Here is a 25,512-nt window from a genome sequence, read left to right as displayed (position 1 = left end):
CCATCACTTCCGTAAAATACTCATTGAAGAACTTTTCCAATAATTTCAACTCTTTCTCGGGATGATTTTCCTGAAGCTGACGGATATAAGAGCTGATCTGAGGATATTTATCGAACCGGTAATAATTGTGACTTCTCTTCAGGAAATCGATCACCTGTAACAGGTCGTCCCTGGTGAACGGTTGTTCCCCCCTGGTCCCGGAGCCATTGTAAAGATTGGCAATACTGATAAACAATTGTTCGCTGATGCCGTACCGGTTACAAAGTTGCAACACGGTACGGTCACTTACCCGGAAATCGATGTTGAAATGCTGCAGCATCAACAGCAGGTATGGGTTGCCGTCAATCAAATCGGCCATTTTCATATAGGGCTTTACTCTTATCCTGGAAGAATGGTACATACCGTAAAATCAATTTTTGTACAAACGTAGTAAAAAAATATGGTAATTTAGAATGATTCCATATTGATCTCTCAAAAACTGTTGCGATTTTCTGGAAGAATGATGCTTAATCGCGGATTTTTTTGTATTATTGCGCTTCTATTTCAAAAATAAAAATGTTTAATTTTCAAAATTTATTGATCCGTCGTCGCAGCATCAGGAAATTCAGTGAAGAACTGCTGTCTCCCAATGAGATCCGGATAATCATTGAGGCGGCCCTGCTCTCACCCACTTCCAAGAACAGGCATTCATGGGAATTTATTGCTGTGGAAGAGAAAGAGAATCTCGCTAAGTTATCGGCTTGCAAACCGGGTAGTGCCTTATTCATTGCCGATGCGGTCCTGGCCGTCGTTGTCCTGGGGAACCCGCTGGTAAGCGATGCCTGGGTGGAAGATGCTTCTATTGCCGCCATCAACATGCAATTGCAGGCTGAAGAACTCGGTATAGGCAGTTGCTGGGTACAGGTGAGGAATCGGAATTATTCCGACAGGGTATCGGCCGGTGAATATATCAACGAACTGCTGGAGATCCCTATGCCGCTGGAAGTATTATGTGTGATCGCCTTCGGCAAAAAGGAGAAGGAGAGGGCACCCGCCGATCTGGATAACCTTCGCTGGGAAAAGGTGCATATCGGGACATATCCACCGGCCCATGATTTGATATGATGATTTAGCTGTTTGATGATTGGCAATGATAATCTACGGATCAACTCATCAATAAATCTACTAATCAAACAAAATAATGATCGATCTTTCAAAAATACCTTCTCCCTGTTTCGTGATGGAAGAAGAACTGCTCCGCCGCAATCTCCGGCTGATACGATCGGTGCAGGAACGTTCCGGAGTGAATATTATTCTGGCCTTCAAAGCATTTGCCATGTGGCGATCGTTTCCCATTATACGGGAATATATCAGGTATTCTACGGCCAGTTCCATTGCGGAAGCACAGCTGGCGTTCGAAGAGATGGGGAGTCCGGCCCACACCTACGCACCCGTATATACCGAGGCCGATTTTCCGCACTTCCTGAAATACAGTAGCCATATCACCTTTAATTCTCTTTCGCAGTTCGAACGTTTCTATCCGCAGGTACGGGCGTCAGAAAAAAAAATAGAATGTGGGATAAGAATTAATCCCGAATTTTCAGTCGTTGATACCGATCTGTACAATCCCAGCGCTCCCGGCTCGCGTCTCGGGGTCAGTTCCGACAGGATAGGAGCGTGGTTGCCCGAAGGAGTTACAGGATTACACCTGCATAATCTGTGCGAAAACAATTCTTACGATCTGGAACGGACCTTGGAAGTTGTGGAGCAGAAGTTCGGACATCTTTTCCGGCAGGTGCAGTGGCTCAATCTTGGTGGCGGACATCTCTTGACGCATAAAGAGTATGACCTTGAGCACCTGATAAAAGTGCTGACCGGTTTAAGGGGGCGTTATCCGCATCTGGAGATCATCATGGAGCCCGGCAGCGCTTTTGTTTGGGAGACCGGCGTACTGGTGGCTACGGTGGGTGATATTGTGGAAAACAGGGGGATAAAGACTGCCATGCTGAACGTGTCGTTTGCCTGTCATATGCCCGACTGCCTGGAGATGCCCTATAAACCCCGCATCCGTGGAGCCTGTCAGGAACCTGTCCCCGGTAAGCCCACTTACCGGATGGGAGGGAACAGTTGTCTGAGCGGAGATTTTATGGGAGACTGGTCTTTCGATCAACCGCTCCAGGTGGGCGATACGATCGTGTTTGAGGATATGATCCATTATACGATAGTAAAAACCACCCTGTTCAATGGTGTGTCGCACCCTGCCATCGGACTCTGGACACAGGAGGGAGAATTTGAACTTTACCGCCGGTTCAGTTATGAAGACTATAAGCAGAGGATGAGTTGAATAGCTTCATATTTTTTGGTATTTTTAAACAATTTCCGAGTTGATAGTGTTTAACTGATTGAGAGTATTGAATTACCCTCAATTAATCAAAAAATATTCACATTAAAAACTATTAATTATGAGTTGGTTATGGTGGATCATTGTAGGAGCTATTGCCGGTTGGCTGGCAGGTAAATTAATGAGAGGCGGAGGCTTCGGTTTCCTGGTCAATCTTTTGGTAGGTATTGTCGGCGCCGTTATCGGCGGTTGGGTTTTCGGCTTGTTGGGAATCAGTACGGGAACCGGAGTTATAGGCAGCCTTGTCACGGCGCTGGTAGGCGCTATATTGCTGCTCTGGATCATTTCCCTATTTAAGAAAACTACGTGACGAAGATAAGTAAAAAAGCCGGTGTGCCTGCAGTGCACATCGGTATTTTCTCCGGATCCTTCAATCCTATTCATGCCGGACATCTGATTCTGGCAAACTATATATCTGAATTTACCCCCCTGGATGAGGTGTGGTTTGTAGTCACACCGCATAATCCCCTCAAAGAGACCGATGAGCTGCTGGATGACGATATTCGTCTGGAAATGACACGGCTGGCACTGGAGGAGTTCGATAATATAAAAGTGTCGGATGTGGAATTTCATATGCCCCGCCCCTCCTATACCATAGACACCCTGACAAGGCTGACAAACGAACACCCCGATAAAGACTTCACCCTTATCATAGGCGGGGATAACTGGAAGAAATTCCAGAGATGGAAAGAATATAAAAGGCTGATAAGCCACTATCGGATCCTTGTTTATCCGCGGATGGGGGAAGAGATGATGATCCCCGAACAGTTCCGTGCCTCCGTCCAACTTATTCAGGCTCCCATAGTGGAGATTTCTTCCACATTTATCCGTGAAAGCATTCGAAACGGGAAGAATATGCGTGCCTTCCTCCCCTCCAAAGTATATGATTTTATAGTCCGGAAGGGGTTATATCGTATCTGATCTTATCCATGATGATCGGAAGGATGGCAGTTTCTACGCCTGCCTCTTTCAGTTCCTTTTCATCTTCGGCAAGCATGGATTGGAACGCCTCAAAACTGCCTGCTTTGTTGAGCGAGAGCTTATACCACTCAACGGTCTTTTTTGTCTGTCCTAGGCAGAGTTCCACATGCCCGGCATTAAGGTAGTCATGGGCATTGGGTTTTCCTTCCAATATCAGGGAATAATATTTCCCTGCCACATCAAATTTGCGCGACAGAAAAGCGCACCAGGCTATGGAGCGCCACGCACGGGTGTTGTTGTTGTCGAGCAGTTCTACCTTAAAGTAATAATTCAGCGCTTTCTCATACTGTTTCAATTCCAGATGGCAGTGCCCTATGTTGAGTTGAATATTGAGGTCGTCGGGGCGGAACTGCTCCAGACGACGATAGTATTCCAGTGCGGTGGACGGTTCTTTCAATACCCTGTAGCAGTGGGCAATGCGTTGAAGTATCCACGTGTTGTTTTCTTCTATCAGGTCGGCATGCAGGTAGGCCTCCAATGCTCCGCCCATGTCGGCCAGCATCTGCCGGCAGTATCCTATTTTCTGCCAGATCTCACTTTTCCCGCTTCCCGTTCCGGTCAGCAAGGTATAAGCGCTGAGCGCTTCGTTGAAATTATTTTTCTCGAAATAATAGAGCGCTATTTTTTCCAGATGGTTGGGTTGCATCACTACCGGTTGAAATGCCGGCAGCCGGTGGTAATTGAGTGGTAGTTCGAAAATATCGTGGAATTCGGTACGGCGGGGAAACAATTTAAAGAAGCGGTAGAGGTCCTGGATATACTGCTTGATCATTGTTTCTTCTTTTTGGTAGGGCTTCAATGCCTCTTCCTCCGTTTGCATCTTTTTCAGTTCATCGCTCTCGGCTCCCAGTTGTGAGGTCATCATCTTCCGGTAGTTTTCCGGCATCATCATAATGCTGAGGCAGAAAGAGTATTTATCGGAATTGCAGATAAGTGACGATCCGGAAAGCGCTTCCACGAGCGAATCCCTTTCCGCCCGGTTGGTAAAGAGTTGCTGCACGTTGCTGTGTTGCGGGGTGAACGGCAGGAACCAATTGCTCATCTGTTGAAAGAAGGGGTAGGACTTCAGGTTCGAAAAGGTAGAGTGAAACACGTCGGCGCCCTCTAACTGCAACTCGGTAAATTCCTGTAATTTATCCGCCAGTCCGGTTTCGTCCAATATCTTTTGCCATTCGGGGTTCTTCTCATCGAAGCCGGTTTCGCCCATCCATTCATCCAATTTTATCTTTTTTCCGATCATCGGACTTAGTTTCATCATTTCGGGAATGATCTCCTCCGTCAGTTTTTTGGTGATCTTCTCTGTCTCATGCGCCTGAATGAATCCGATGATTGCCGCAATGAAACGGCGGCCAAAAGCCTTGTCGTCGGACAACAGCTTCAGCCTGTCGCTGCAGCCGGAATACAACTGTAGCCGGGAATTGTATATCTGGAAAATGGGGATGATTCCCGTTACGGCGCGGATAGCAAGCTCCGGTTCCGTATGCTGGCACAGATCAAGAAGGAACTCGATCTTGAGTGCGTCGAAACGTTGCAGGATATTCAGCATGAGTGCCGAAATAAACAATGCCTTATCGTGCTGCGGAATTGACCGGTCTTCCATGAAATCGCGGCAGGAGGCGATGAAATCGTCATTTGCCCTCGGAGAAACAAAAATAACATAAAACAGGTCTTGCTGTGTATTTTCACGCGCAATTGCATTCTGCCTGCTCCTGGCTTCTTTTTCGGGACCCTCTTCCAGCAGATCGATGAAAGAAAGGGTATCCGCCTGTTTTGTGATAATAGTTCGGTATTCCTCTACCGATATGGGTGTACGTACTGACATCAATCTCATTTTATCGAAAAAAATGGATGAACTTTCCTGCAGAAGCAGGTGTTCTGCGGCGTCTTCCGCCACCGTGTATATATCGCGGATAAGTTTGTTGTAAATACACTTTTGTTCCGGATCTTTCTTCCCTTCGATCAGGTAGTGAAGCATAAACTGGTAATTGGTGGTCAGTTCGGAAATTTTTTCTGAAACCGCCCAGCTTTGCTGTAAGGCGGAAAGTTCTTTTATACCGTCAAGAGCGTCTTTCAGTTGCTTTTGTTCGATATACGAGTGAATAGCCGCCAGCTTTTTTTTTATATCGGATGGATCCATAGTTGTGTCAGTTTATTTTCTCTTTGATGATCAGTGTCGATGGGAGTGAGTTAGTCCATTGCAGAGGGGTACAGATCAATTTATTCCATCCTTCCGTACCGATGAGAATAAGATCCTGCTCCTGAATAAAGTCGCATCCTATCTTTTTATCATTGTCCCACAGGGAGACACGCCCTTCGCTTTTCTTTACGATGAACTGGTAGAATTTCTGCATTTTCGGCTCGGACTGAATGATGCCGATCGCATCCCAGACCATGATCTTCACATTCTCCTTCCGGGCAATCTGGTAGAGATAAGTAAAGATGTGCACGTCTGCATTGTGGAGGAGAGGAATGAATATTTTCCTTAACTCCATGATGCCGCTGTCCATGAACAGGCCTGTGGAGACCGTGTTCCGGCTGAACAGGGCGTTGATGCTTTTCAGCGTTGCAGCCTCTCTCTCCTGAAACTGCCCGAGGATGGAGGTTTCGGAATTTACGGGATCATTTTTGAGCTGGCTGTATTTTTTTATCAGTCCGGGATGAAAGTCGCTGTTGCTGACGCCCAGCAGGACCAGATTACAATTCTGCTCCTCCGAGATTTTCATGATATCCGCATGATGGTCGTCGGAGGCTTTAATAAACAGGCGTACGGTGATCTTCTCCCTATTTACGCTGGATAAGAAGTCGGTGATGATCCTGTTCTGATATTCATTCATCTCTTCACTATAAAGCGCTTCTTCCGTTTTATCGATAAAATAGAGGAGCGTGATGGACGATTTCCCCAGCTTCGACTGCGTAATATAGGTAGCCAGCCTGCTCAATACCTTACCTGTCTCCAGTGAGGAGAAACAGACCAGTGCATTATTGGTTTTTTTCAGTTCGGCCTCGCCGTCGAAGCGATTTAATAACATATCTACAAAATCCATACCACGCTGTTTTTAATGATAAAATTAATTGTTGATAATCTCGCTGTCGAGCATAGAGTCTTTATAGCCAAGAAAATAGAGGATGCCGTCAATCCCTACCGTGGAGAGGGACTGGCCCGCGTTTTGCTTCACTTTCGGTTTCGCGTGAAAAGCGATGCCCAACCCTGCTATTCCCAGCATGGGCAGATCATTGGCCCCGTCACCCACAGCCACCGTCTGTCGAAGATCAATCTTTTCGACCTGGGCGATAAGTCTCAGTAGCTCCGCTTTCCGTTTGCCGTCGACAATATCTCCCCGGTAGTTGCCGGTAAGCTTCCCGTCTTCGATTTCCAGTTCATTGGCATACATATAGTCGAACCCGTATTTCTCTTTCAGGTAGTTCCCGAAGTAGGTGAATCCCCCCGACAATATGGCCGTTTTGAATCCCACTTTTTGAAGCACTTTCACTAACCGGCCGACCCCTTCGGTAAAGGGCAGGTTTTCGGCAATCTCCTTCATCACAGATACATCCAGCCCTTTGAGCAGCTTTACCCTTTGTCTGAAACTTTCATTGAAATCGATCTCTCCGTGCATGGCAAGTTCTGTGATGGATTTCACCTTATTGCCTACACCCGCTCTTTCGGCCAATTCATCGATCACCTCCGTTTGAATGAGGGTAGAGTCCATATCGAAACAGATAAGCCTACGCATGCGCCTGAACATGCTTTCTTCCTGGAAAGAGATATCGACGTTGAGCGAAGAAGAGAGTTCCAAAAATGCCTGTTGCATCTGCTGCTTGTCGGCGGGTGTACCTCTTACCGACAGTTCAACACAGGACTGGGCTGCCCGCTGCTTCTCATCGAGCGGAATACGGCCGGTCAGACGTACTATATTATCGATATTGAGATTTTGCTCTGCAATAATTTTCGAAACAGCGGCTATCTGTTTAGCCGTGAGTATTCTTCCCAGGAGGGTGATGATATACCGGTTCTTGCCCTGCATGCCGACCCAGTTGGAGTATTGTTCGTCTGAAATAGGCGTGAAGCGGATATTCACATCCATCTCGTAGGCTTTGAACAGCAGGTCTTTCATGATCTCGCCGGAGATATTGTTCTTCGATCTGAACAAAATTCCCAGTGAGAGATTTCTGTGGATATCCGATTGCCCGATGTCGAGAATAAATGCGCCGTGCCTGGCAAGAATTTCCGTGAGTGCGGCTGTCAAACCCGGTTTATCCTCTCCGTTGATGTTGAGCAAAATAATTTCTGATTTTTCCATTATTACGATAGTTTTTGTCCCTGTTATTGCGTCGGCGCCTGGTACCGGTACCTTTTCCCGTTTTAAATAACCGCCATGGAGACCTGTGTATAAATATCTTCAATATCCTGCTTACTGATCTTTTCAAAATCCTCTTCCCTCACACTGATCATTAGTCCGGCCATATCCAGCGCGCCGGGGCTGATAAGCAACTGTTTTTCCCCTTTTTCGTAGTAATGCCCCGGACGATGTGCCTTGCGCGGAAAAATATGTAACTTATACTTGTTCCCTTCCGTGAAAGCGATCACATTCATCATCGGCTCCGTTTCTGCCGGCTGAAGATGATGGAGATATTGGTACACATCTTCAAAAAGCTCCTGCGCTTCGTCTTTGCTTTCACTTTCGATTTGCAGGCAGGAACGAAGCTCGTTATCGGCTTGCGTCAGCAAAGGACATTTGAGCCCTGCCTGCAGATGAAAATGGTCAGGTGCGGATGCGCCGCATTTGGGACCATTGTAGAAAACCACATAATCGGGAAGCTGTTCCGCCAGGATGAGCATATCGCCTGTTTTTTTACGGATACGTTGCGGTACATGCGAATGGAGAGGGATCGTAAGATGATTCCTGAGAATGGGGTACGGATTGCAGAGAATAATATATTTTTCCCTGAATGGGATTCCCTTTTGCCGTGCGGGACGATTGCCTTCACAAAGGAAACAGGGACGTTTTTCAATCGCTTCTTTACTGGTTGCCGCTCCGGTAGAAACCATCCGTGCCGGATTGAACTGGAGTTTCACATGGTAATCGCCACCCCATGTAAACTCCCTCTCTCGCATGTTATCCAACTGTCGAACGCCATCCCTTAATTGTTCCCAATCCTTCTGTTGTGCAGAAAACAGATGGCTTATTTCCGTTTGAAGATCCATTCAGTACCGGTTTTTTATAAAAGCAAAGATAAGGATATTTTCTTTACTCTGTAAAGCGGATTCATCAAAGTTGATTTTTTGCTCATTTCGCTTACTGCAAATTTCCCCTACCACCCTCATGTTAAAAAATTGATTATGCTTCCATGAAATTGTATGAAAAAAATGGTATTACTGTTTGGTTATCACCTTTTTTTGTACCTTTGTCCCGTGAATAACAGATCTCCGGAATCAAGACTGGATTAATAAGTGTTCATTCAGCAATGAAAATTTCGAATCTTACTTTTTTCTGCTTTTTTGCCCTCTTTCTTCTTTCCTGTACGGAGAGTACGGAAAAGAAGGGTCGTATGCCGGGTAAAGGAAAGGTAAAAATGGAAGCAAGCCCGGTAGACAGCGAGGAAGAGGCTCTCTCCGGAAAGGAGAATTTCGATCAGTTTATCCGGAAATTCAGTACCCAGGAGTCTTTTCAACTGGAGCGGATCAAATTCCCGATCAACGTGATCATCCCCGACGCTGAACATGAAGGAATGGCTCCCATGGAGGAAATAATCGGGAGGTACGACTGGGAATTGCTCGATCTTACTTATGACAGTACTTATCTGACACGCCCTTACGACCAGTATTATCAGGGTGTGCGTTACAGAAATGATACCGCCGTAGTGGAGATCCGCGGGATCAACAACGGTATTTATGCCGATTACTATTTTATGCTGATAGATGAGAAATGGTATTTGGTGACACTGTATGAAGCATCATTTTAGCATCTCATCCCCGAAACTGAGCGGTAACAGGTCTTTTATACTATCTGCCACGTAAACGGCTTCGCTGCCGTACATCAATATCTTTATGGGCGTATGGAACCGGTTTTCCGTCTCCAGCAGAACCTGCCTGCAGCCGCCACAGGGCGTGATCACATCGTCGGTGAATTTGCCGTTGTGCCAGGCGGCGATGGCGATGGCCTCAATTTTCTGGTCGGGATGGGTGGCATTGGCAAAGAAAACGGTTGTCCTTTCAGCACATAATCCCGACGGATAGGCGGCATTTTCCTGGTTGTTGCCGGAGATGATCCTGCCGTTTTCCAACAGGACGGCTGCACCCACCTTGAACCCGGAATAGGGTGCGTATGCCTTTTTTGTGGCCTCTTTTGCCGTTTCGATCAATTTTTTTTCTGTTTCGGAGCACTCCTCTAACGGATAAACAGCTATCTTTGTGGTTAAATTGATTTCTTTCATAATGTCATAATGCAGCATTTATTTCGCAAATATAGATATATTTTATCGCTCTTTGTCGTTTTTTCCTTTTTATTTGCCTTTCCCTTGTCAGGGCAGACCAGAGTGAGGACGTATGAGGATTATATCCACAAATACAATGATCTGGCAGTAGCGCATATGGAGAAATACAGAATCCCGGCATCCATTACGCTGGCGCAGGGGATTCTGGAATCGGGGGCAGGAATGAGCGATCTGGCCCGCCAGTCCAACAACCATTTCGGGATCAAATGCCACCGTGGGTGGAGCGGAGCAACGGTATATGCTGCCGACGATACGCCCAACGATTGTTTCCGGAAGTATAAAAATGTGGAGGATTCCTATCAGGATCACTCTGAGTTTCTTGCCTATAGTAGTCGGTATAGCGCTTTGTTCGGTCTCTCCATCACTGATTATAAAGGATGGGCAAGGGGATTACAAAGTTCGGGCTATGCCACTGACAGGGCTTATGCCAACAAGTTGATCAAGCTGATCGAAGATTACGAATTGTATCGTTTCGATGATAGAAAATACCGTAAGGGGGTTAGCCAAAGGGAACGGGATGAGCAACGCAGAAGAGAGGAGACACAGGTAACGTGGATACATCAGCCATACATCACGCATGGTCTGGTATATGTGATCGCGGTCGACGGCGATACATTCGGCAGTATCGCGCGGGAGTTCGGGTTCAATGAAAAAGATCTGTTGAAATTCAACGAAGTACCCGAAGATTTTCCGCTAAGCGAAGGCGATATCGTTTATTTCCAGAAGAAGAAGACGCGTGCCGATAAGCCGTATGAATATCATACCGTACAGGTGGGAGAGTCCATGTACAGTATTTCGCAAAAGTATGGCATTCAGCTGCGTAATTTTTACAGGCTCAATAAAAAAAGTTATGAATACGTCCCCGAAGAGGGCGATTTGCTGAAGTTGAGGTGACAGTTGAATGTGCTAATGATACAATGATTGAAATTTGAAGCGGGAAGTGAAGAAGCGGGAAGGTGGAACGGTGATTAGAAGTTTGTAAAATCATAGGATTTTGAATTAAAAATAGACGTAATTAAATTCTGAAGTCTTGACTCTTGGTTCTTGACTCTTTGAAATCAGATAAATAATATATAACAGAAATAAAACCGGATGTGAGGATGTTCCGATGCCTCCGGACAAATGATAAAGCAATACAGAGATGCAATACAACACACAAATGAAAAAGCTGGCGTTGCCGGAATATGGACGTAATATCCAGAATATGGTAGACCACTGCGTGGGAATTAAAAATCCCGAAGATCGCAAAAAATGTGCCTATACCGTTATCGATATTATGGGAAGTATGTTTCCCCATCTTCGTGATGTCAACAACTTCAAACATATTCTATGGGATCATCTGGCTATTATGTCGGATTTTAAACTCGATATCGAATATCCCTACGAAGTGATCACAAGGGAGGAACTGAACACTCCCCCCGGACATCTCGATTACAGCCGCCCCACCATGCAGTATCGTCATTATGGTAAAATCATGGAAAGGATGATCAGGATCGCTTCCAATATGGAGGAGGGCGACAAGAAAAATTACCTGGTGAAGTTGTTACTCAGCCAGATGAAGCGCTCCTATTCCCAATGGAACAAGGAGGCGGATGATCAGAAGATCTTTCACGATCTGTACGCATTGTCGGAAGGTCAGATCAAGATCGACGCGGAAAAGTATGTTATCCCTGAGGTGAAAGTAAACGCCAGCCGGGATAAATTGAAAAATATCAAGTATCAACGCAGAAAATAACGGGGAGTGATTTCCAAAAAAGATATCCTTCAGGTTGGAAGCACACAGAAGCCCTACGGGATAAGGGGCGAAATTGTCATCCGGTTCCGGAAGGCGGAGTATGCCGACGTGGAGACGGAATATTATTTCCTGGAAATAGAAGGTATTCCCGTGCCCTTTTTTATAGAGGAGTTTATTTATTCAACCGATGTGACGGCCCGGGTGAAGTTCGAAGATGTGGACGATGAGATAACGGCGGCACGATATGTCAACACCCATGTTTTTCTTCCGCGCGAACGGATAAAATCTCCGGCGGAACAAGCGGAAGCCGGCTGGGATTATTTTACGGGTTTTATCGTCATTGACCAGCATGGGGAAAAACTTGGCGTTATAGAGGAGGTGGATGACTCTACCATGAATGTGCTCTTTATCGTGAAAAAAGACGGGAAAGAATATCTGATCCCTGCCGCGGAGGAATTTATAGCCGCTATCGATGAGGAGAATAACCTGATCGAGATGTATCTTCCGGAAGGGCTGATCGAAGAGTAAAACCGGCATGAGGAAAATAATCGTAACTCCCCGGCCAATCCGTAGAGAAACCACGCCGATTTTTGCTATCTTTGCACGTTTTACAGCACATTATTGTTCCCGCGATGGAAGATAAAAAAAGAAATATCGCGATTTTAGGCTCTACCGGTTCAATAGGAACCCAGGCGCTGGAGGTTATCTCCTGTCACCCCGACAAGTTCGGGGTTTATGCTTTGGTGGCCAACAACCGGGTTGAGTTGCTTATTGAGCAGGCACGGACCTATCTCCCCGAGGTAGTGGTAATTGCCAACGAGTCGAAATATAAGCAGTTGGAACTTGCCCTGAGCGACCTGCCCATCAAGGTGTGGAGCGGGAGTAAAGCGATTGAGGAGATGGTGCAGGACGATCCTATCGATATGGTGCTTACGGCTATGGTTGGCTTTTCGGGGTTGAAACCCACTATAAATGCCATCAAGGCCGGAAAGGCCATCGCGCTGGCCAATAAAGAGACGTTGGTGGTAGCCGGCGAACTGGTTACCTCGCTTGCGCTGAAACATAAGACCCCCGTTCTGCCGGTCGATTCGGAACATTCCGCCATCTTCCAGTGCCTGAACGGCGAAGGCGACAATAAGATCGAAAAAATATTTCTTACTGCTTCGGGAGGCCCTTTCCGGACTTTCTCGAAAGAACAGTTGCTTCATGTAACCCGGAAGGAGGCATTGGCCCATCCTAACTGGAACATGGGCGAGAAGGTCACCATCGATTCCTCTACGCTTATCAATAAAGGGTTTGAGATGATTGAGGCTAAATGGTTGTTTGGCGTGAAGCCGTCGCAGATCGAAGTGCTCGTGCATCCCCAATCGATCATTCACTCCATGGTACAGTTCGAAGACCGGTCTGTAATGGCCCAGTTGGGGCAACCCGATATGCGTATGCCTATCCAGTATGCTTTCTCGTATCCTGCCAGGCTGAAATCGGACGTCAGGCCGCTGGACTTTCTGGAACTGTCGCAACTGACTTTTGAAGCCCCGGACAAAGAGAGATTCCCCGGCCTTATGTTCGCTTATGAAGCTATCGCTTCGGGGGGGAATATGCCCTGCATACTGAATGCTGCCAACGAAGTGGCGGTAGAACTGTTTTTACAGGGAGGAATAGGCTATATGCAGATGAGCCGTCTGATAGAAAAAACCATGCGGAAAGCATCGTTCGTGCAATCACCCTCGTTAAGCGACTATCTGCAAAGCGATGCCCAGGCAAGAGAAATAGCAAGAGAACAGATAATTAAATTTACTAATTGATAAAAGCAACACACCGGCTGGGTGTGTCAAACGATAACTGAATGGAGACATTTTTAATTAAGGCATTACAACTCATTTTGAGTTTGTCTATACTCGTCATCGTGCACGAGTTCGGACATTATATTTTTGCGAGGATGTTCAAGATCAGGGTAGAAAAATTCTATCTTTTCTTTGATGCATGGTTTGCGCTCTTCCGCTACAAGCCCAAAAACAGTCATACGGAATACGGTATCGGCTGGTTGCCACTGGGCGGTTATGTGAAAATATCGGGAATGATTGACGAGTCGATGGACAAGGAGCAGATGTCGCGCCCTGCGGAGCCGTGGGAGTTTCGTTCAAAACCTGCCGGACAGCGACTGTTAGTGATGGTTGCCGGAGTATTGTTCAACCTGCTGCTGGCATTTTTTATCTTCTCCATGATGCTTTTTGCTTGGAACGATACCTATCTCCCCCTGAAAAATGTAACACAGGGGATGGAATTCAGCCAGGCGGCACATCAGGCCGGATTCCGGGATGGAGATATTTTGCTCAGGGCCGATAATAAGGAACTGGAACGCTTCGGTGTGCGTACGCTGCTCGATGTAGCTGATGCCGAAAAGGTGACCGTGCTGCGCAATGGAGAAGAGGTTGAATTGACCATGCAGAAGGGATTGATGGAGAACCTGCTGAAGGATAAAGAAGGTTTTGCCTCCTACAGGGTGCCTGCCGTTGTATATCAGACAATGGAGGGAAGCGCTGCCGACCGGGCAGGGCTGGCTGCCGGCGACAGTATTGTGGGAGTGAATGGCACGGCCACGCCGGCCTTCAGTGATTTGCGGGCGGCTCTCGACAATAGCCGTAACCAGCAGATTGCACTGGATTATTACCGGAACGGATTACTGCAGACTACAACCGTAGAGGTAGATTCTGCCGGTACCTTGGGCTTTTACGCAATGGGAGTATCCCAGGTTTATCAGACCGTCACCCTCACATACGGATTCTTCGAATCATTTCCGGCAGGGATTAAATTAGGCATACAAACATTGAAGGACTATGTGGCGCAGTTTAAATATGTATTCACCAAAGCGGGCGCTTCATCCCTGGGCGGGTTCGGAGCGATCGGGAACCTCTTCCCTGCGCAATGGGACTGGCAAGAGTTCTGGAAGATGACAGCCTTCCTCTCGGTGATTCTTGCCTTTATGAATATCCTGCCCATCCCGGCCCTCGACGGCGGCCATGTGATGTTCCTCATTTATGAGGTGATCACCCGGCGAAAGCCTAACGAGAAATTTATGGAGTATGCCCAGGTGGCGGGAATGATCCTGCTTTTAGGTCTTGTGTTATATGCCAATGGTATGGATGTGGTAAGGGCTATTTTTAATTAGCACTGTTGTCTGATTGTCACTAAATCATTCGCCTGACGATGTTTTGTGACCCATCCTGGCTCTCATTCACTAAAGTTAGATATTTGCTCGCCATGGCATAGCTCAAGCAAGCTTGGCTCTGCTCACTTGGCTTAACGCAAATATTCGCTAAAAGAGTAGAACTTGCTTCGCTTCGGACAGCTCCTCTTTTTAACGCTCTTTGCGAACTAATGAGTACCCCACAAAACATCTAAATATCTTCGATTTAGTTGCATACAATCAACAAATCAGTAAATCAGTAAATCGACAAATCAGTATGAGGGTTTCGGAATTAATTAACAATACAAGGAAGACTGCTTTTTCGTTTGAACTGCTGCCCCCATTAAAGGGAAACAGTATTCAGCAGGTGTTCAATGCTATCGACCGTCTGAAGGAATTCGATCCGAAATATATCAATATTACTACGCACCACAGCGAGAGTATCTACAGGGAAGATGAAAACGGCGCCTACCGGAAAGTGAATGTGCGGAGACGACCCGGTTCGGTAGCCATCGCTGCCGCCATACAGAACAAATACGGGATACGGGCGGTCCCCCACATGATTTCGCAGGGTTTCTCGAAAGAGGAGACCGAATATGCATTGATCGACCTCTCCTTTCTGGGGGTTACCGACCTGCTGTTGCTGAGAGGCGATACCAAAAAACTGGATGCGGAGCAGCTGAAAATGGACTGTCATCCCCACGCTACCGGCCTTCAGGAACAGGTGAATAACTTCAATAAAGGAATCGCGTTCGACGGCTCCTCTTTTACACCTCCCGAAGAACCCTTTTCCTATGGGATGGCCTGCTACCCGGAAAAGCATGAGGAGTCGCCCAATATGGAATCGGAGCTCTATTATACCAAGATGAAAGTAGATAACGGCGCTGAATATCTTGTTACGCAAATGTTTTTCGATAACAATAAATATTTTGAGTTCGTGAACCGTTGCCGCGACGCCGGGATCACCGTTCCCATTATTCCCGGGATCAAACCGGTCCACCTGAAAAACCAACTGACGGCGCTGCCCCGTATTTTCCGTTCGGATATTCCCGAAGAACTGGCCGTGGCGCTTCGCAAATGCAAAGACGATGAGGAAGCGAAGGAGGTCGGTGTAGAGTGGTGTATCGGACAGTGTAAGGAGCTGATCCGCAATAAAGTTCCCAGTATTCATTTTTATTCATTGATGGCTACCGAAAGTGTCCATAGGGTAGCCCGGGAGATATACTGATGTATTTTCGCGATGTCATAGGGCTTCACGACGTAAAAGAGCACCTGATCAATTCGGTGCGCCAGGGGTTTATTCCGCATGCCCGTATCTTTTACGGCCCGGAAGGGGTGGGAAAGCTGCCGTTGGCCATTGCTTACGCCAGGTATCTGAATTGCAGCAACCGCGGTGCGGAAGATGCCTGCGGCGAATGTCCCTCATGTCATAAATTCGATAAGCTGGCACATCCCGACCTCCATTTCGTATTTCCCGTGGTGAAATCGAAGGTGAGCGACCAATATCTGCCTCAATGGCGCGAATTCCTGTCGGAGAACAGTTACTTCAATCTCAACCAATGGCTCAACTTTATTGACGCGCAAAATGCGCAGGGGATCATTTATTCGAAAGAGAGCGATGAAATCATCCGGAAGCTTAGCCTCAAGGTGTATGAGGCTCCTTACAAGATCATGATCGTATGGCTTCCCGAAAAGATGCACGAAGCGTGCGCCAACAAGTTGCTGAAGCTGGTAGAAGAGCCGCCCGACCTTACGGTCTTCCTCCTGGTCTCGGAAGACAGGGAAAGTGTACTGCAGACAATCTGGTCGCGGTGCCAGCCGTTGCACATCCGTGCCATTGAAAAGGATGAAATGGTGGTTGTATTGCAACAGAAATTCGGGTTGGACCTCGAAAGGGCACGGTCAACAGCCCATATAGCCAATGGCAGTTTCACAAAAGCCATTGAGATCATACAGGCATCGGAACATACGGAATATTTTTTCGAATTGTTCAGGCAGATGATGCGCAACGCTTTCGCAGGTAAGATCAAGGCCATAAAAGAGATAGCCAATGAAATTGCAGGTATCGGACGGGAGATGCAAAAAAGTTTCCTGCTCTATTCGCTGAGGTTGTTCCGGGAATATTTTGTGAGTAATCTCGATGCGCCGGAGATGGTATACCTGAACAGCGACGAGTGGCAGTTCGGTGAGCGTTTCGCTCCTTTCATCAATGAAAAAAATATAGAAGAACTGAGCAATGAGTTTTCGCTCGCTTATCGCCAGATTGAGCAAAACGGCAATGCAAAAATTATTTTTCTTGATCTTTGTCTGAAAGTGACAATGTTTTTAAGAAAATAATTTTGTAACTTGCATCCTGTTTTTAATTATTTATCATCAAAAGTCTCGCCTGCCGGGAGCGACAGGGCGATTTAATATATATGGATAAAGAACAATTATCAGACAAATTAGCGGATATCGTGCCATTGAACACGACGACCGTAAGAAATACGAAGAGCTGCCGGGGCTGTACCCGCCATAACAATAAACTCCACATCTACGACTGGTTACACGACTTTCCCGAGCTTCAGAAAGCGACAAGGATGGTGGAGGTTCAGTTCAAGAACACCCGCAAAGGATATTATATCAACAGCAACGATATCGAGCTTGAACTAGGCGATATAGTGGCAGTGGAGGCTTTACCCGGACACGACATAGGGACTGTGACACTCACCGGAAAGCTGGTTGAGTTGCAGATGAAGAAGAACAATTTCAGGGAAGATGCCAACGGCGGGTTGAAACGGGTCTACCGGATAGCACGTCCTGCCGACCTGGAGAAGTATGAACAGGCAAAAGCACGTGAACAGTTCACCATGATCCGTTCCAGGGAGATAGCCGAGGAACTGGGCCTGAAGATGAAAATCGGCGACGTGGAGTATCAGGGCGACGGCAACAAAGCTATCTTCTATTATATTGCAGACGAGAGGGTCGATTTCCGCCAGCTCATCAAAGTGCTGGCCGGCGAATTCAAGGTAAAGATAGAGATGAAACAGATAGGCGCACGTCAGGAAGCCGGCCGTATCGGCGGAATTGGCCCTTGCGGACGCGAAATGTGCTGTAGCAGTTGGATGTCGAGTTTCGTATCGGTCTCTACTTCAGCTGCCAGATGTCAGGATATCTCTATCAATCCGCAGAAATTGGCAGGACAATGCGGGAAATTGAAGTGTTGTATGAACTACGAAGTGGATGCTTATGTAGAGGCACAACGTGCCCTGCCTTCGCGTGAGATCGTGCTCGAAACAAAAGATGCCAGCTATTACCATTTCAAAACCGATGTTTTTTCCGGCAGGATCACCTATTCGTCCGATAAGTACAACGGCGGCAATTTGGTGACTATCTCCAAAGATCGAGTATTCGAGATCATCAGGATGAACAAAAAAGGAGAGAAGCCGTTGAAACTGACTGTCGAAACAGAGGAGAAATCCGGGGAGAACGGAGCGTATCCCGGTGATATACTCGGAGACCAGAGTATCACCCGGTTCGATGACCAGAAGGAAAATCAGGGAAAAAAGCGGCGGAAACCCCGTAAAAAACGGCCGGACAATTTATCAGGAAACAGAAACCCCAGAAACAGGAAATCTTCGGGTGAGAACAAAGAGTAATATCTTCTCGATATTGGCGGGTCTGCTTTTCATCCCTCTTGCCTCGTGTTCAGAGGGAGAGACCTATTCCCGTTTTTACCAGGTTGAGAACGGGAAGTGGTATCGTGATTCGCTGCTCGTTTTTACCATGGATTCATTGATTTCCGTCTCAGGTACAGGCTATAATGTAACTATTGAACTGACGACCAACCGCAGTTATCCTTATCGGGACCTCTGGTTGCAAATCGATCAGGATCTGGCGGATTCTCTTGTCCGTACCGACACTTTCCGGTGCCTGCTGGCCGATGAGCACGGAAAATGGCTGGGAAGCGGCGCCGGGGGATTAAACCAGTTGTCGTTGGCCTACCTTTCTTTCATCCCACGGGATTCGGTTTACCATTACCGGTTGACAATCCGCCAGGCAATGAATGATGATCCGTTGCGGGGAGTAGAAAAAGTGGGCGTGAAGGTGATTAAGTCGAACCATGTCAATTATTGATATCAACCGTAAATATCATGAAGATTGTTTTTATAGGATCAGGAAATGTGGCTACCCATATGGCAGCAGCGCTCAAAGCATCGGGCAGTGAGATCGTGCAGGTCTACAGCCGCATGTTCGGCAATGCCGGGAAGCTTGCCCGCCGGCTCGGGGCGGAGCCGATCGATGATATTGCGCAGGTGTACTGCGGTGCCGACTTCTATATATTTTCGGTGAAAGATGACGCTCTACCTGGAATCATTGCCCAAATGCCCCTAACCGGAGGTGTATGGGTGCATACGGCAGGTAGTATCCCCATCTCTGTCCTCTCTCCGCATAACGACCGGGGAGTCCTCTATCCGTTACAGACATTCAGCAGGGACAGGGAGGTGGATTTTTGGGATATCCCGGTGTTTATAGAGGGAAATACTGCTGAAACCGCTGGCTTGTTGAGGGATCTGGCGGAAACGATCTCGGGAAACGTGCATTACCTTTCCGGCGATAAACGGCGGGTACTGCACCTTGCAGCCGTTTTTGCATGTAATTTTGCCAATCATATGTATACGCTGGCATCGGAAATTGTGGGCGAAGAGGAAATCTCGTTCCATCTGCTGAATCCGCTGATTGCCGAGACAGCCGCCAAAGTGGCAGTGATGGACCCGCGGACTGCACAGACCGGGCCCGCCGTACGGTTCGATGAGAAGGTGATGCGGAAACATCTGGAACTGCTGAGCGATCCCCTGAAGAGAGAAATATATTCCCTGTTAAGCAAAAGTATTCACAATATTTCCGTCAATCAATAGAGACGGACAAATTTATTGAATCACTCTTTATGAGCATGATCGATTATGACCTGAAAAAAATAAAGGCTTTTATTTTTGATATCGACGGAGTCCTCTCCCGTCAGACCCTACCCATTTCCTCGGAGGGAGAACCGTTACGGACAATTAATATCCGCGACGGCTATGCGCTTAACCTGGCTGTCAGATGCGGCTATGGTGTGGCTATCATCACCGGCGGAAATACACTCTCGGTGCGGGTGCGTTACGAATCGCTGGGTGTTAAGGATATTTATATGAAATCTAAGACTAAAATAGATGAATATCAGCATTATATTAGTAAGTCGAGTTATAAACCCGAAGAAATTATCTATGTGGGAGACGATATTCCTGATTACAGGGTGATGTGCGAGGTGGGTTTGGCCGTCGCGCCCCTCGATGCGGCTCCCGAAATAAAAAAGATAGCTAAATATATCTCCCCTGTAAAAGGAGGGGAGGGTGTGGCCCGTGATGTGATCGAACAGGTGTTAAAAGTACAGGGACACTGGATGAGTGAAGAGGCGTTCGGATGGTAAAATACCGGCTGTTAATATAAAGCAAAAAAATTAACATAGAAAAATTGAGTTCTTGCAAAACAACTGTTACTTTTGTAACTGACAATTAAAAACCACGTCTAATAATGGCTAAAGTCAAGGGTTATGTAGAGATAAATACCGGTCGATGTAAGGGGTGTAATCTCTGTGTTGTGTCATGTCCCACTGATACGCTGGATTTACAGCCGCGTGAAGTGAACGATCGCGGATATCACTATGTATATATGAAAAATCCCGATGATTGTATCGGATGCGCAAACTGCGGATTTGTATGTCCGGATGGGTGCTTAACGGTCTATCGGAAAAAGGTATTGTAATCATTTTCCGGAAAAGAACATTAGCAAAACTAATATTATGTCAGAAGAAATATCTTTGATGAAGGGAAACGAAGCCATTGCCTATGCAGCGATTCGTTACGGAGTAGATGGTTATTTCGGTTATCCCATCACCCCTCAGTCGGAAATAATAGAGACACTCATGGAGGTAGCTCCCTGGAAAACGACAGGTATGGTGGTGCTGCAGGCCGAAAGCGAAGTGGCTGCCATCAACATGGTGTATGGCGGTGCTGCCTGTGGTAAATATTCCATGACCAGCTCTTCCAGTCCCGGTATCAGCCTGAAGCAGGAAGGTATTTCCTATATGGCGGGTGCGGAATTGCCCTGCCTGATAGTGAATGTGCAACGGGGTGGTCCCGGCTTAGGAACTATTCAACCTTCCCAGGCCGATTATTTCCAGACGGTGAAAGGGGGGGGACACGGCGATTACAGACTGATCACGCTCGCTCCCAATTCCGTGCAGGAGATGGCCGATTTTGTGGCGCTTGGTTTCGATCTCGCCTTTAAATACCGTAATCCGGCTATGATCCTGACCGATGGTGTGATCGGACAGATGATGGAAAAGGTGAAGCTCCCTGAATTCCGGCGCCGACGGACCGATCAGGAGATCAGGGAGCAGTGCCCGTGGGCAACCCTCGGAAAAACACCGGACAGGGAACCCAATATCATCACTTCCCTTGAACTCGATTCGGCTCTGATGGAAAAGAATAACGAGCGTTTTCAGGCAAAATACCGCGTAGTGGAGGAAAATGAGGTCCTTTACGAAGAGGTAAAATGCGACGATGCCGACTACCTGCTGGTCGCTTTTGGGTCTGCGGCCCGTATCTGTTTGAAAACGATTGAAATGGCGCGGGAAGAAGGAATTAAGGTGGGACTTGTCAGACCTATCACTTTGTGGCCTTTCCCAAGTAAGATACTGCGTGGTTACGCCGGTAAGGTGAAGGGCATGCTTACTGTGGAACTCAATGCCGGGCAGATGGTGGAGGATGTGCGTCTTGCGGTGAACGGGAAAGTGCCTGTGGAACATTACGGACGTTTAGGCGGGATCGTGCCTACACCCGATGGTGTGCTCGATGCGTTAAAAGAAAAAGTGGTCAAATAGATTAAAATTACGGAACATGGATCCCAAAATAAGAAATATATTCCTGCTGTTATTCCTGCTTGCATTTCTGGCGACGGTAGTAGTCTATTTTTCCTCCAACCAGGATATGAAACTCACCTGGTATTTTGGCGGAGCTGCCATCCTGTTTTATCTTATATACAGATTTTCTAAGAAGTAAATATAAATAGTGAGTAAGGAGTAAAGAATAAAGAGTAAAGAATAAAGAGTAAAGACGTAAATTAAAAACTAAAAAGTGAAAAAACTTCACTTCCTGTTCCTAACTTTCTTAATTCTAAGTTCTAATTTCTGAGTTCTCAATTTTAACTTCTAATTTCCCGACTTTTTAAAAATATAAATTGTATGAATGCCAGCGATATAGTAAGTCCTGAAAATCTGGTTTATGCAAAGCCGGAATTGATGAACGACAATCATATGCACTACTGTCCGGGATGTTCTCACGGAGTGGTACATAAAGTGATTGCAGAGGTGATCAAAGAACTGGGTTTGCAGGAGAAAACTATCGGTATTGCGCCGGTGGGATGTGCCGTTTTTGCTTATAAATACCTCGATATCGATTGGCAGGAGGCCGCACACGGGCGTGCTCCCGCACTGGCCACAGCCGTCAAACGGCTGCTGCCCGACAGAATGGTATTCACTTACCAGGGTGATGGAGACCTGGCCGCTATCGGAACGGCAGAAACCATCCATGCCGCTAACCGCGGCGAGAATATAGCCATTGTCTTTATCAATAACGGTATCTACGGTATGACCGGCGGACAGATGGCTCCCACTACCTTAAGCAATATGGTCACATCAACCAGTCCCGACGGCCGCAATGTGGAGACCATGGGTGGTCCCCTGAAAATGCTCGATATGCTGGCCCTGCTCGACGGCGTTTGCCTTGCTACCCGCGTCAGCGTACATACGGCAGCAGCGGTAAAAAAGACACGGCGGATGATTAAGCTCGCTTTTGAGAATTCCATGGCAGGAAAGGGAACCTCTATCGTGGAAGTAGTTTCTACCTGTAATGCAGGATGGAAAATGACGCCGGCAGCGGCCAACGACTGGATGGTGGAAAATATGTTCCCGGTATTCCCGATCGGCGATTTGAAGAATATCTAAAGCAATAAAAAAATATAATGTTACAGGAGATAGTCATTTCAGGTTTTGGAGGTCAGGGTGTGCTTTCTATGGGAAAGATCCTTGCCTATTCGGGAATTATGGAAAATAAGGAGGTATCGTGGTTTCCGGCTTACGGGCCGGAGCAGCGGGGGGGGACTGCTAATGTCACGGTCATTATTTCTGATAAACCCATCAGCTCACCTGTGGTAAACAAGTATGATATCGCTATAGTATTGAACCAGCCCTCGCTCGAGAAATTCGAGAATAGGGTGAAACCGGGCGGTGCGTTGATCTACGATGGGTATGGCATTCACAAGAAAGTGGAACGGCCCGATATCAATGTCTTTCGTATCAATGCGATGGATGAGTCGATGAAGATGAATAATACCAAGGTATTCAATATGATCGTATTGGGTGGCTTGCTCAAGATCTCGCCTATGGTGGAGGTTGAAAATGTGATGGAAGGACTGAAAAAATCTCTTCCCGAGAGGCATCATAAACTTTTACCGATGAATGAAAAGGCCATCCTTAGGGGGATGGAGATCATTCAGTTGGAACAGAAAGCGGAGTTGATCGCGGTGTAGTGTCGATTCCGGATAGGAGCCGGGCTGATTTTCGTCAGGCCGGCTTCGCTATTTTTTCCCGAAGGGCCACCAGCTCCATTTCTTTGGCTTGTCGGTTTTGCCGGTCTGTTCCCGAGCAGGAGCGGGTCTTTGTGGAAGTGATGATCTTTTTTCATCCGAAGAACTTCCTGTCGTTGATCTTCCTTTTGTAAAACTTGCTGTTGTTGAGTTGGAGACCTGTCGTACTTCTTTTTTACCTGCTGTTTTTGAAGTTTTTTGTTGCCGGGATAATCTTTGTTCTCCTGGTGTTTCTTGTTTCAGCGGATCTCCTTGCCCTTTATGTACTACTTGTTTCTTATGTGCTTCCTGTTTCCGTGATACTTGTCTTTCCTGTGGGTTTCCCTCATTCTTTCTGGAGCGAGGCGTTTCATTTTGCTGTGAACTTCCTTCGGGGTGTGACACTTCGTTTTGCCGTGAGTTTCTCCCGGAACGAAGTGTTCCGCTTTCCTGCGAACTCTTATCGGAAGGTGATCCTCCGTTTCTCCGTGATCCTCCCGGTTTTCCGGACATTTCCGACCTTCCCGATCTCTCTGACGGCTCCGGTTTTCCTGATCTTTCCAATCTTTCCGGCCTTCCCTCTTTGGAATTTTCCGTTCTTTCCTGCTTCTCCTTCTCCGGTTTTCCGGACATTTCTGACCTACCCGGTCTTCCTGATGATTTACCAACCTTTTTCTCCATTTCTTTCCCCTTTTTTCCCGTCCCTTTCAATGAACGGATGGATGCACCTCTCCTGTTGCTGTCGCGGGTCGGTTTATACTCCGGGGCTTCGCCCAATTCCGACGGTACGGGGATCCGGTAGATCTGTTTTCCCAGAAACTGTTCAATCCGGGAGAAACGGTACTGCTCATCGGGCGACACAAAGGTGATGGCCATGCCCGAGTCGCCGGCACGCGCCGTACGTCCGATACGGTGTACATAGTCCTCCGCATCATACGGCACATCGAAGTTGATTATCAGTGTAATATCATCAATGTCGATACCCCGGGCGACAATGTCCGTTGCCACCAGGATATCCACCCGTTCGTTTTTGAATTCATGCATTATATGGTTACGCTGTGACTGGTCGAGGTCGGAATGCATCTCACCCGCCGATAATCCCATACGTTTTAATATCTTGGCGATATCCTTTACTTTCTGCTTCGAGCCGGAAAAGAGGATCACCTTGTTGGGCGCTTTTTCTTTGAAGAGATACTTTACAATGTTGATCTTCTGCGCCTCATGGCAGATGTAGGCCGATTGCAGGATCGTTTCGGGCGGCCGGGAAATGGCAATGGAAATATCCACCGGGTCGCGCAGGATGCTCTTTGCCAGTTGCTGTATCTTGGGGGGCATGGTAGCCGAGAACATGATGGTCTGCCGTTCCTTCGGAAGCAACTTTTCAATTTTCATGATATCGTCATGGAATCCCATGTCCAGCATCCTATCCGCCTCATCCAGAATAAAATACTTTACTCCTGAAAAATCGATATTGTATAGGTTGATATGTGACAGGAGCCTTCCCGGGGTGGCAATCACCACATCAGCACCGCTCAGTAAGCCTCTTTTTTGTACATCCCACGCTTCGCCGTCGTTACCGCCATACACTGCTACGGAAGAGAAAGGCGTGAAATAGGAGAAACCCTCCATTTGTTGGTCGATCTGTTGGGCCAGTTCACGGGTGGGAGCCATCACGACGGCGTTGATCTTATCTTCGTCGTGCGTATCGGTCTGCAGGTTATTCAGGAGGGGAAGCAGAAAAGCGGCTGTCTTTCCTGTGCCCGTCTGGGCGCAGGCAATTACATCCTTTTTTTCAAGGATGACGGGAATAGCCTGCTCCTGGACTGGTGTGGTCTCTCTGAAGTTCATTGCCTGCAGGCCATCCAGCAGGGTGTCACAAAGGGGAAGTTCGGTAAATAACATGAATAGTTCCTAGTTTACGCAAAGATACAATGAATAATTGGTTTTTGCGGAATCAGGAAAAAAATAATATGAGATAGCTATTTTTTCTTTCCGAAAATAGTTATACCTTTGCACTCGCATTTTTCACTAATGCAAGGAGAGATGGCAGAGTGGTCGATCGCGGCGGTCTTGAAAACCGTTGAAGTG

The 25,512-nt window shown here is 47.2% G+C and carries 25 protein-coding genes and 3 pseudogenes; 21 read left to right on the top strand and 7 right to left on the bottom strand.

Going from position 1 to position 25,512, the window contains the following annotated elements:
* Window positions 1-400: pseudogene (locus Q0502_RS11455) on the bottom strand (hypothetical protein); the annotation flags it as partial.
* 155 nt (window positions 401-555) lie between these two features.
* Between Q0502_RS11455 and Q0502_RS11450 the strand changes: the two are divergent.
* The 4 genes from Q0502_RS11450 to nadD all read left to right on the top strand — a co-directional run bounded on the left by Q0502_RS11450 (window position 556) and on the right by nadD (window position 3,301).
* Window positions 556-1,104: a nitroreductase family protein gene (locus Q0502_RS11450; protein WP_298650837.1), complete on the top strand. Its 549-nt coding sequence runs from the start codon at window positions 556-558 to the stop codon at window positions 1,102-1,104.
* A gap of 76 nt (window positions 1,105-1,180) precedes the next feature.
* The gene (gene nspC / locus Q0502_RS11445) at window positions 1,181-2,323 is read left to right on the top strand and encodes a carboxynorspermidine decarboxylase (RefSeq protein WP_298650835.1); all 1,143 of its coding nucleotides are present in this window, start codon (window positions 1,181-1,183) and stop codon (window positions 2,321-2,323) included.
* A 118-nt stretch (window positions 2,324-2,441) separates the two neighbouring features.
* The gene (locus Q0502_RS11440) at window positions 2,442-2,690 is read left to right on the top strand and encodes a GlsB/YeaQ/YmgE family stress response membrane protein (RefSeq protein ID WP_298650833.1); all 249 of its coding nucleotides are present in this window, start codon (window positions 2,442-2,444) and stop codon (window positions 2,688-2,690) included.
* Entirely contained in the window at window positions 2,687-3,301 is a 615-nt protein-coding gene (gene nadD / locus Q0502_RS11435) for a nicotinate (nicotinamide) nucleotide adenylyltransferase (RefSeq protein WP_298650831.1), read from the top strand. The genes Q0502_RS11440 and nadD overlap by 4 nt, the downstream gene beginning before the upstream one ends.
* Here nadD and Q0502_RS11430 read toward each other — a convergent pair.
* Genes Q0502_RS11430 through Q0502_RS11415 form a run of 4 tightly spaced genes read right to left on the bottom strand, consistent with a single transcriptional unit; the run spans window position 3,270 to window position 8,567 of the window.
* The gene (locus tag Q0502_RS11430; RefSeq protein WP_298650829.1) at window positions 3,270-5,498 is read right to left on the bottom strand and encodes a hypothetical protein; all 2,229 of its coding nucleotides are present in this window, start codon (window positions 5,496-5,498) and stop codon (window positions 3,270-3,272) included. The genes nadD and Q0502_RS11430 overlap by 32 nt on opposite strands.
* A gap of 7 nt (window positions 5,499-5,505) precedes the next feature.
* Entirely contained in the window at window positions 5,506-6,405 is a 900-nt protein-coding gene (locus Q0502_RS11425) for a hypothetical protein (RefSeq protein WP_298650827.1), read from the bottom strand.
* A gap of 24 nt (window positions 6,406-6,429) precedes the next feature.
* Entirely contained in the window at window positions 6,430-7,665 is a 1,236-nt protein-coding gene (gene serB / locus Q0502_RS11420; protein ID WP_298650839.1) for a phosphoserine phosphatase SerB, read from the bottom strand.
* 59 nt (window positions 7,666-7,724) lie between these two features.
* Window positions 7,725-8,567 carry a DUF4922 domain-containing protein gene (locus Q0502_RS11415; RefSeq protein ID WP_298650825.1) on the bottom strand — a complete coding sequence of 281 codons (843 nt, stop codon included), beginning with the start codon at window positions 8,565-8,567 and terminating at the stop codon, window positions 7,725-7,727.
* A 260-nt stretch (window positions 8,568-8,827) separates the two neighbouring features.
* On the opposite strand from Q0502_RS11415, the gene Q0502_RS11410 reads away from it, so the two are divergent.
* Window positions 8,828-9,325, top strand: coding sequence for a DUF4348 domain-containing protein (locus Q0502_RS11410; protein ID WP_298650823.1), 498 nt, complete (start codon window positions 8,828-8,830; stop codon window positions 9,323-9,325).
* Here the strand turns inward: Q0502_RS11410 and cdd are convergent.
* A complete protein-coding gene (gene cdd, locus Q0502_RS11405) occupies window positions 9,317-9,796 on the bottom strand; it encodes a cytidine deaminase (protein ID WP_298650821.1) in 480 nt (159 codons plus the stop codon). The two genes, Q0502_RS11410 and cdd, sit on opposite strands and share 9 nt — an antisense overlap.
* Window positions 9,797-9,805: 9 nt before the next feature.
* Between cdd and Q0502_RS11400 the strand changes: the two genes are divergently transcribed.
* The 16 genes and pseudogenes from Q0502_RS11400 (at window position 9,806) to Q0502_RS11325 (ending at window position 23,388) form a co-directional block, all read left to right on the top strand.
* Entirely contained in the window at window positions 9,806-10,750 is a 945-nt protein-coding gene (locus Q0502_RS11400) for a glucosaminidase domain-containing protein (RefSeq protein ID WP_298650819.1), read from the top strand.
* Between the two features lie 247 nt (window positions 10,751-10,997).
* On the top strand, window positions 10,998-11,591 hold the full coding sequence (locus Q0502_RS11395) for a DUF4290 domain-containing protein (RefSeq protein ID WP_298650817.1): 594 nt from the start codon (window positions 10,998-11,000) through the stop codon (window positions 11,589-11,591).
* Between the two features lie 6 nt (window positions 11,592-11,597).
* On the top strand, window positions 11,598-12,119 hold the full coding sequence (gene rimM, locus Q0502_RS11390) for a ribosome maturation factor RimM (protein WP_298650816.1): 522 nt from the start codon (window positions 11,598-11,600) through the stop codon (window positions 12,117-12,119).
* 104 nt (window positions 12,120-12,223) lie between these two features.
* The gene (locus Q0502_RS11385) at window positions 12,224-13,396 is read left to right on the top strand and encodes a 1-deoxy-D-xylulose-5-phosphate reductoisomerase (RefSeq protein WP_298650814.1); all 1,173 of its coding nucleotides are present in this window, start codon (window positions 12,224-12,226) and stop codon (window positions 13,394-13,396) included.
* Window positions 13,397-13,437: 41 nt separating this feature from the next.
* A complete protein-coding gene (gene rseP, locus Q0502_RS11380) occupies window positions 13,438-14,760 on the top strand; it encodes an RIP metalloprotease RseP (RefSeq protein ID WP_298650812.1) in 1,323 nt (440 codons plus the stop codon).
* Window positions 14,761-15,055: 295 nt separating this feature from the next.
* Window positions 15,056-16,006 carry a methylenetetrahydrofolate reductase gene (locus Q0502_RS11375; RefSeq protein WP_298650810.1) on the top strand — a complete coding sequence of 317 codons (951 nt, stop codon included), beginning with the start codon at window positions 15,056-15,058 and terminating at the stop codon, window positions 16,004-16,006.
* Complete coding sequence (locus Q0502_RS11370) at window positions 16,006-17,115, top strand: DNA polymerase III subunit (protein ID WP_298650808.1); 1,110 nt, start codon at window positions 16,006-16,008, stop codon at window positions 17,113-17,115. The genes Q0502_RS11375 and Q0502_RS11370 overlap by 1 nt, the downstream gene beginning before the upstream one ends.
* Window positions 17,116-17,234: 119 nt before the next feature.
* A pseudogene (gene ricT / locus Q0502_RS11365) lies at window positions 17,235-18,338 on the top strand (regulatory iron-sulfur-containing complex subunit RicT); the annotation flags it as partial.
* Window positions 18,339-18,399: 61 nt separating this feature from the next.
* Window positions 18,400-18,894 carry a gliding motility lipoprotein GldH gene (locus tag Q0502_RS11360; RefSeq protein WP_298650806.1) on the top strand — a complete coding sequence of 165 codons (495 nt, stop codon included), beginning with the start codon at window positions 18,400-18,402 and terminating at the stop codon, window positions 18,892-18,894.
* A gap of 17 nt (window positions 18,895-18,911) precedes the next feature.
* On the top strand, window positions 18,912-19,676 hold the full coding sequence (locus Q0502_RS11355; RefSeq protein WP_298650805.1) for a Rossmann-like and DUF2520 domain-containing protein: 765 nt from the start codon (window positions 18,912-18,914) through the stop codon (window positions 19,674-19,676).
* A 29-nt stretch (window positions 19,677-19,705) separates the two neighbouring features.
* Window positions 19,706-20,227, top strand: a complete 522-nt coding sequence (locus Q0502_RS11350) for an HAD hydrolase family protein (protein WP_298650803.1) — start codon at window positions 19,706-19,708, stop codon at window positions 20,225-20,227.
* Window positions 20,228-20,331: 104 nt separating this feature from the next.
* Window positions 20,332-20,562 carry a 4Fe-4S dicluster domain-containing protein gene (locus tag Q0502_RS11345; protein ID WP_298650801.1) on the top strand — a complete coding sequence of 77 codons (231 nt, stop codon included), beginning with the start codon at window positions 20,332-20,334 and terminating at the stop codon, window positions 20,560-20,562.
* Between the two features lie 37 nt (window positions 20,563-20,599).
* On the top strand, window positions 20,600-21,682 hold the full coding sequence (locus Q0502_RS11340) for a 3-methyl-2-oxobutanoate dehydrogenase subunit VorB (protein ID WP_298650799.1): 1,083 nt from the start codon (window positions 20,600-20,602) through the stop codon (window positions 21,680-21,682).
* A gap of 16 nt (window positions 21,683-21,698) precedes the next feature.
* Complete coding sequence (locus tag Q0502_RS11335) at window positions 21,699-21,860, top strand: hypothetical protein (RefSeq protein ID WP_298650798.1); 162 nt, start codon at window positions 21,699-21,701, stop codon at window positions 21,858-21,860.
* Window positions 21,861-22,042: 182 nt separating this feature from the next.
* Complete coding sequence (locus Q0502_RS11330) at window positions 22,043-22,804, top strand: thiamine pyrophosphate-dependent enzyme (protein ID WP_298650796.1); 762 nt, start codon at window positions 22,043-22,045, stop codon at window positions 22,802-22,804.
* 17 nt (window positions 22,805-22,821) lie between these two features.
* Entirely contained in the window at window positions 22,822-23,388 is a 567-nt protein-coding gene (locus Q0502_RS11325) for a 2-oxoacid:acceptor oxidoreductase family protein (protein WP_298650794.1), read from the top strand.
* A 771-nt stretch (window positions 23,389-24,159) separates the two neighbouring features.
* On the opposite strand, the pseudogene Q0502_RS11320 reads toward Q0502_RS11325, so the two are convergent.
* Window positions 24,160-25,326: pseudogene (locus tag Q0502_RS11320) on the bottom strand (DEAD/DEAH box helicase); the annotation flags it as partial.
* Between the last annotated feature and the right edge of the window lie 186 nt (window positions 25,327-25,512).

It is taken from the genome of uncultured Proteiniphilum sp. (assembly GCF_937873925.1).
Taxonomy (GTDB): Bacteria; Bacteroidota; Bacteroidia; order Bacteroidales; family Dysgonomonadaceae; genus Proteiniphilum.
This window is presented reverse-complemented; position numbering and strand designations above follow the sequence as displayed.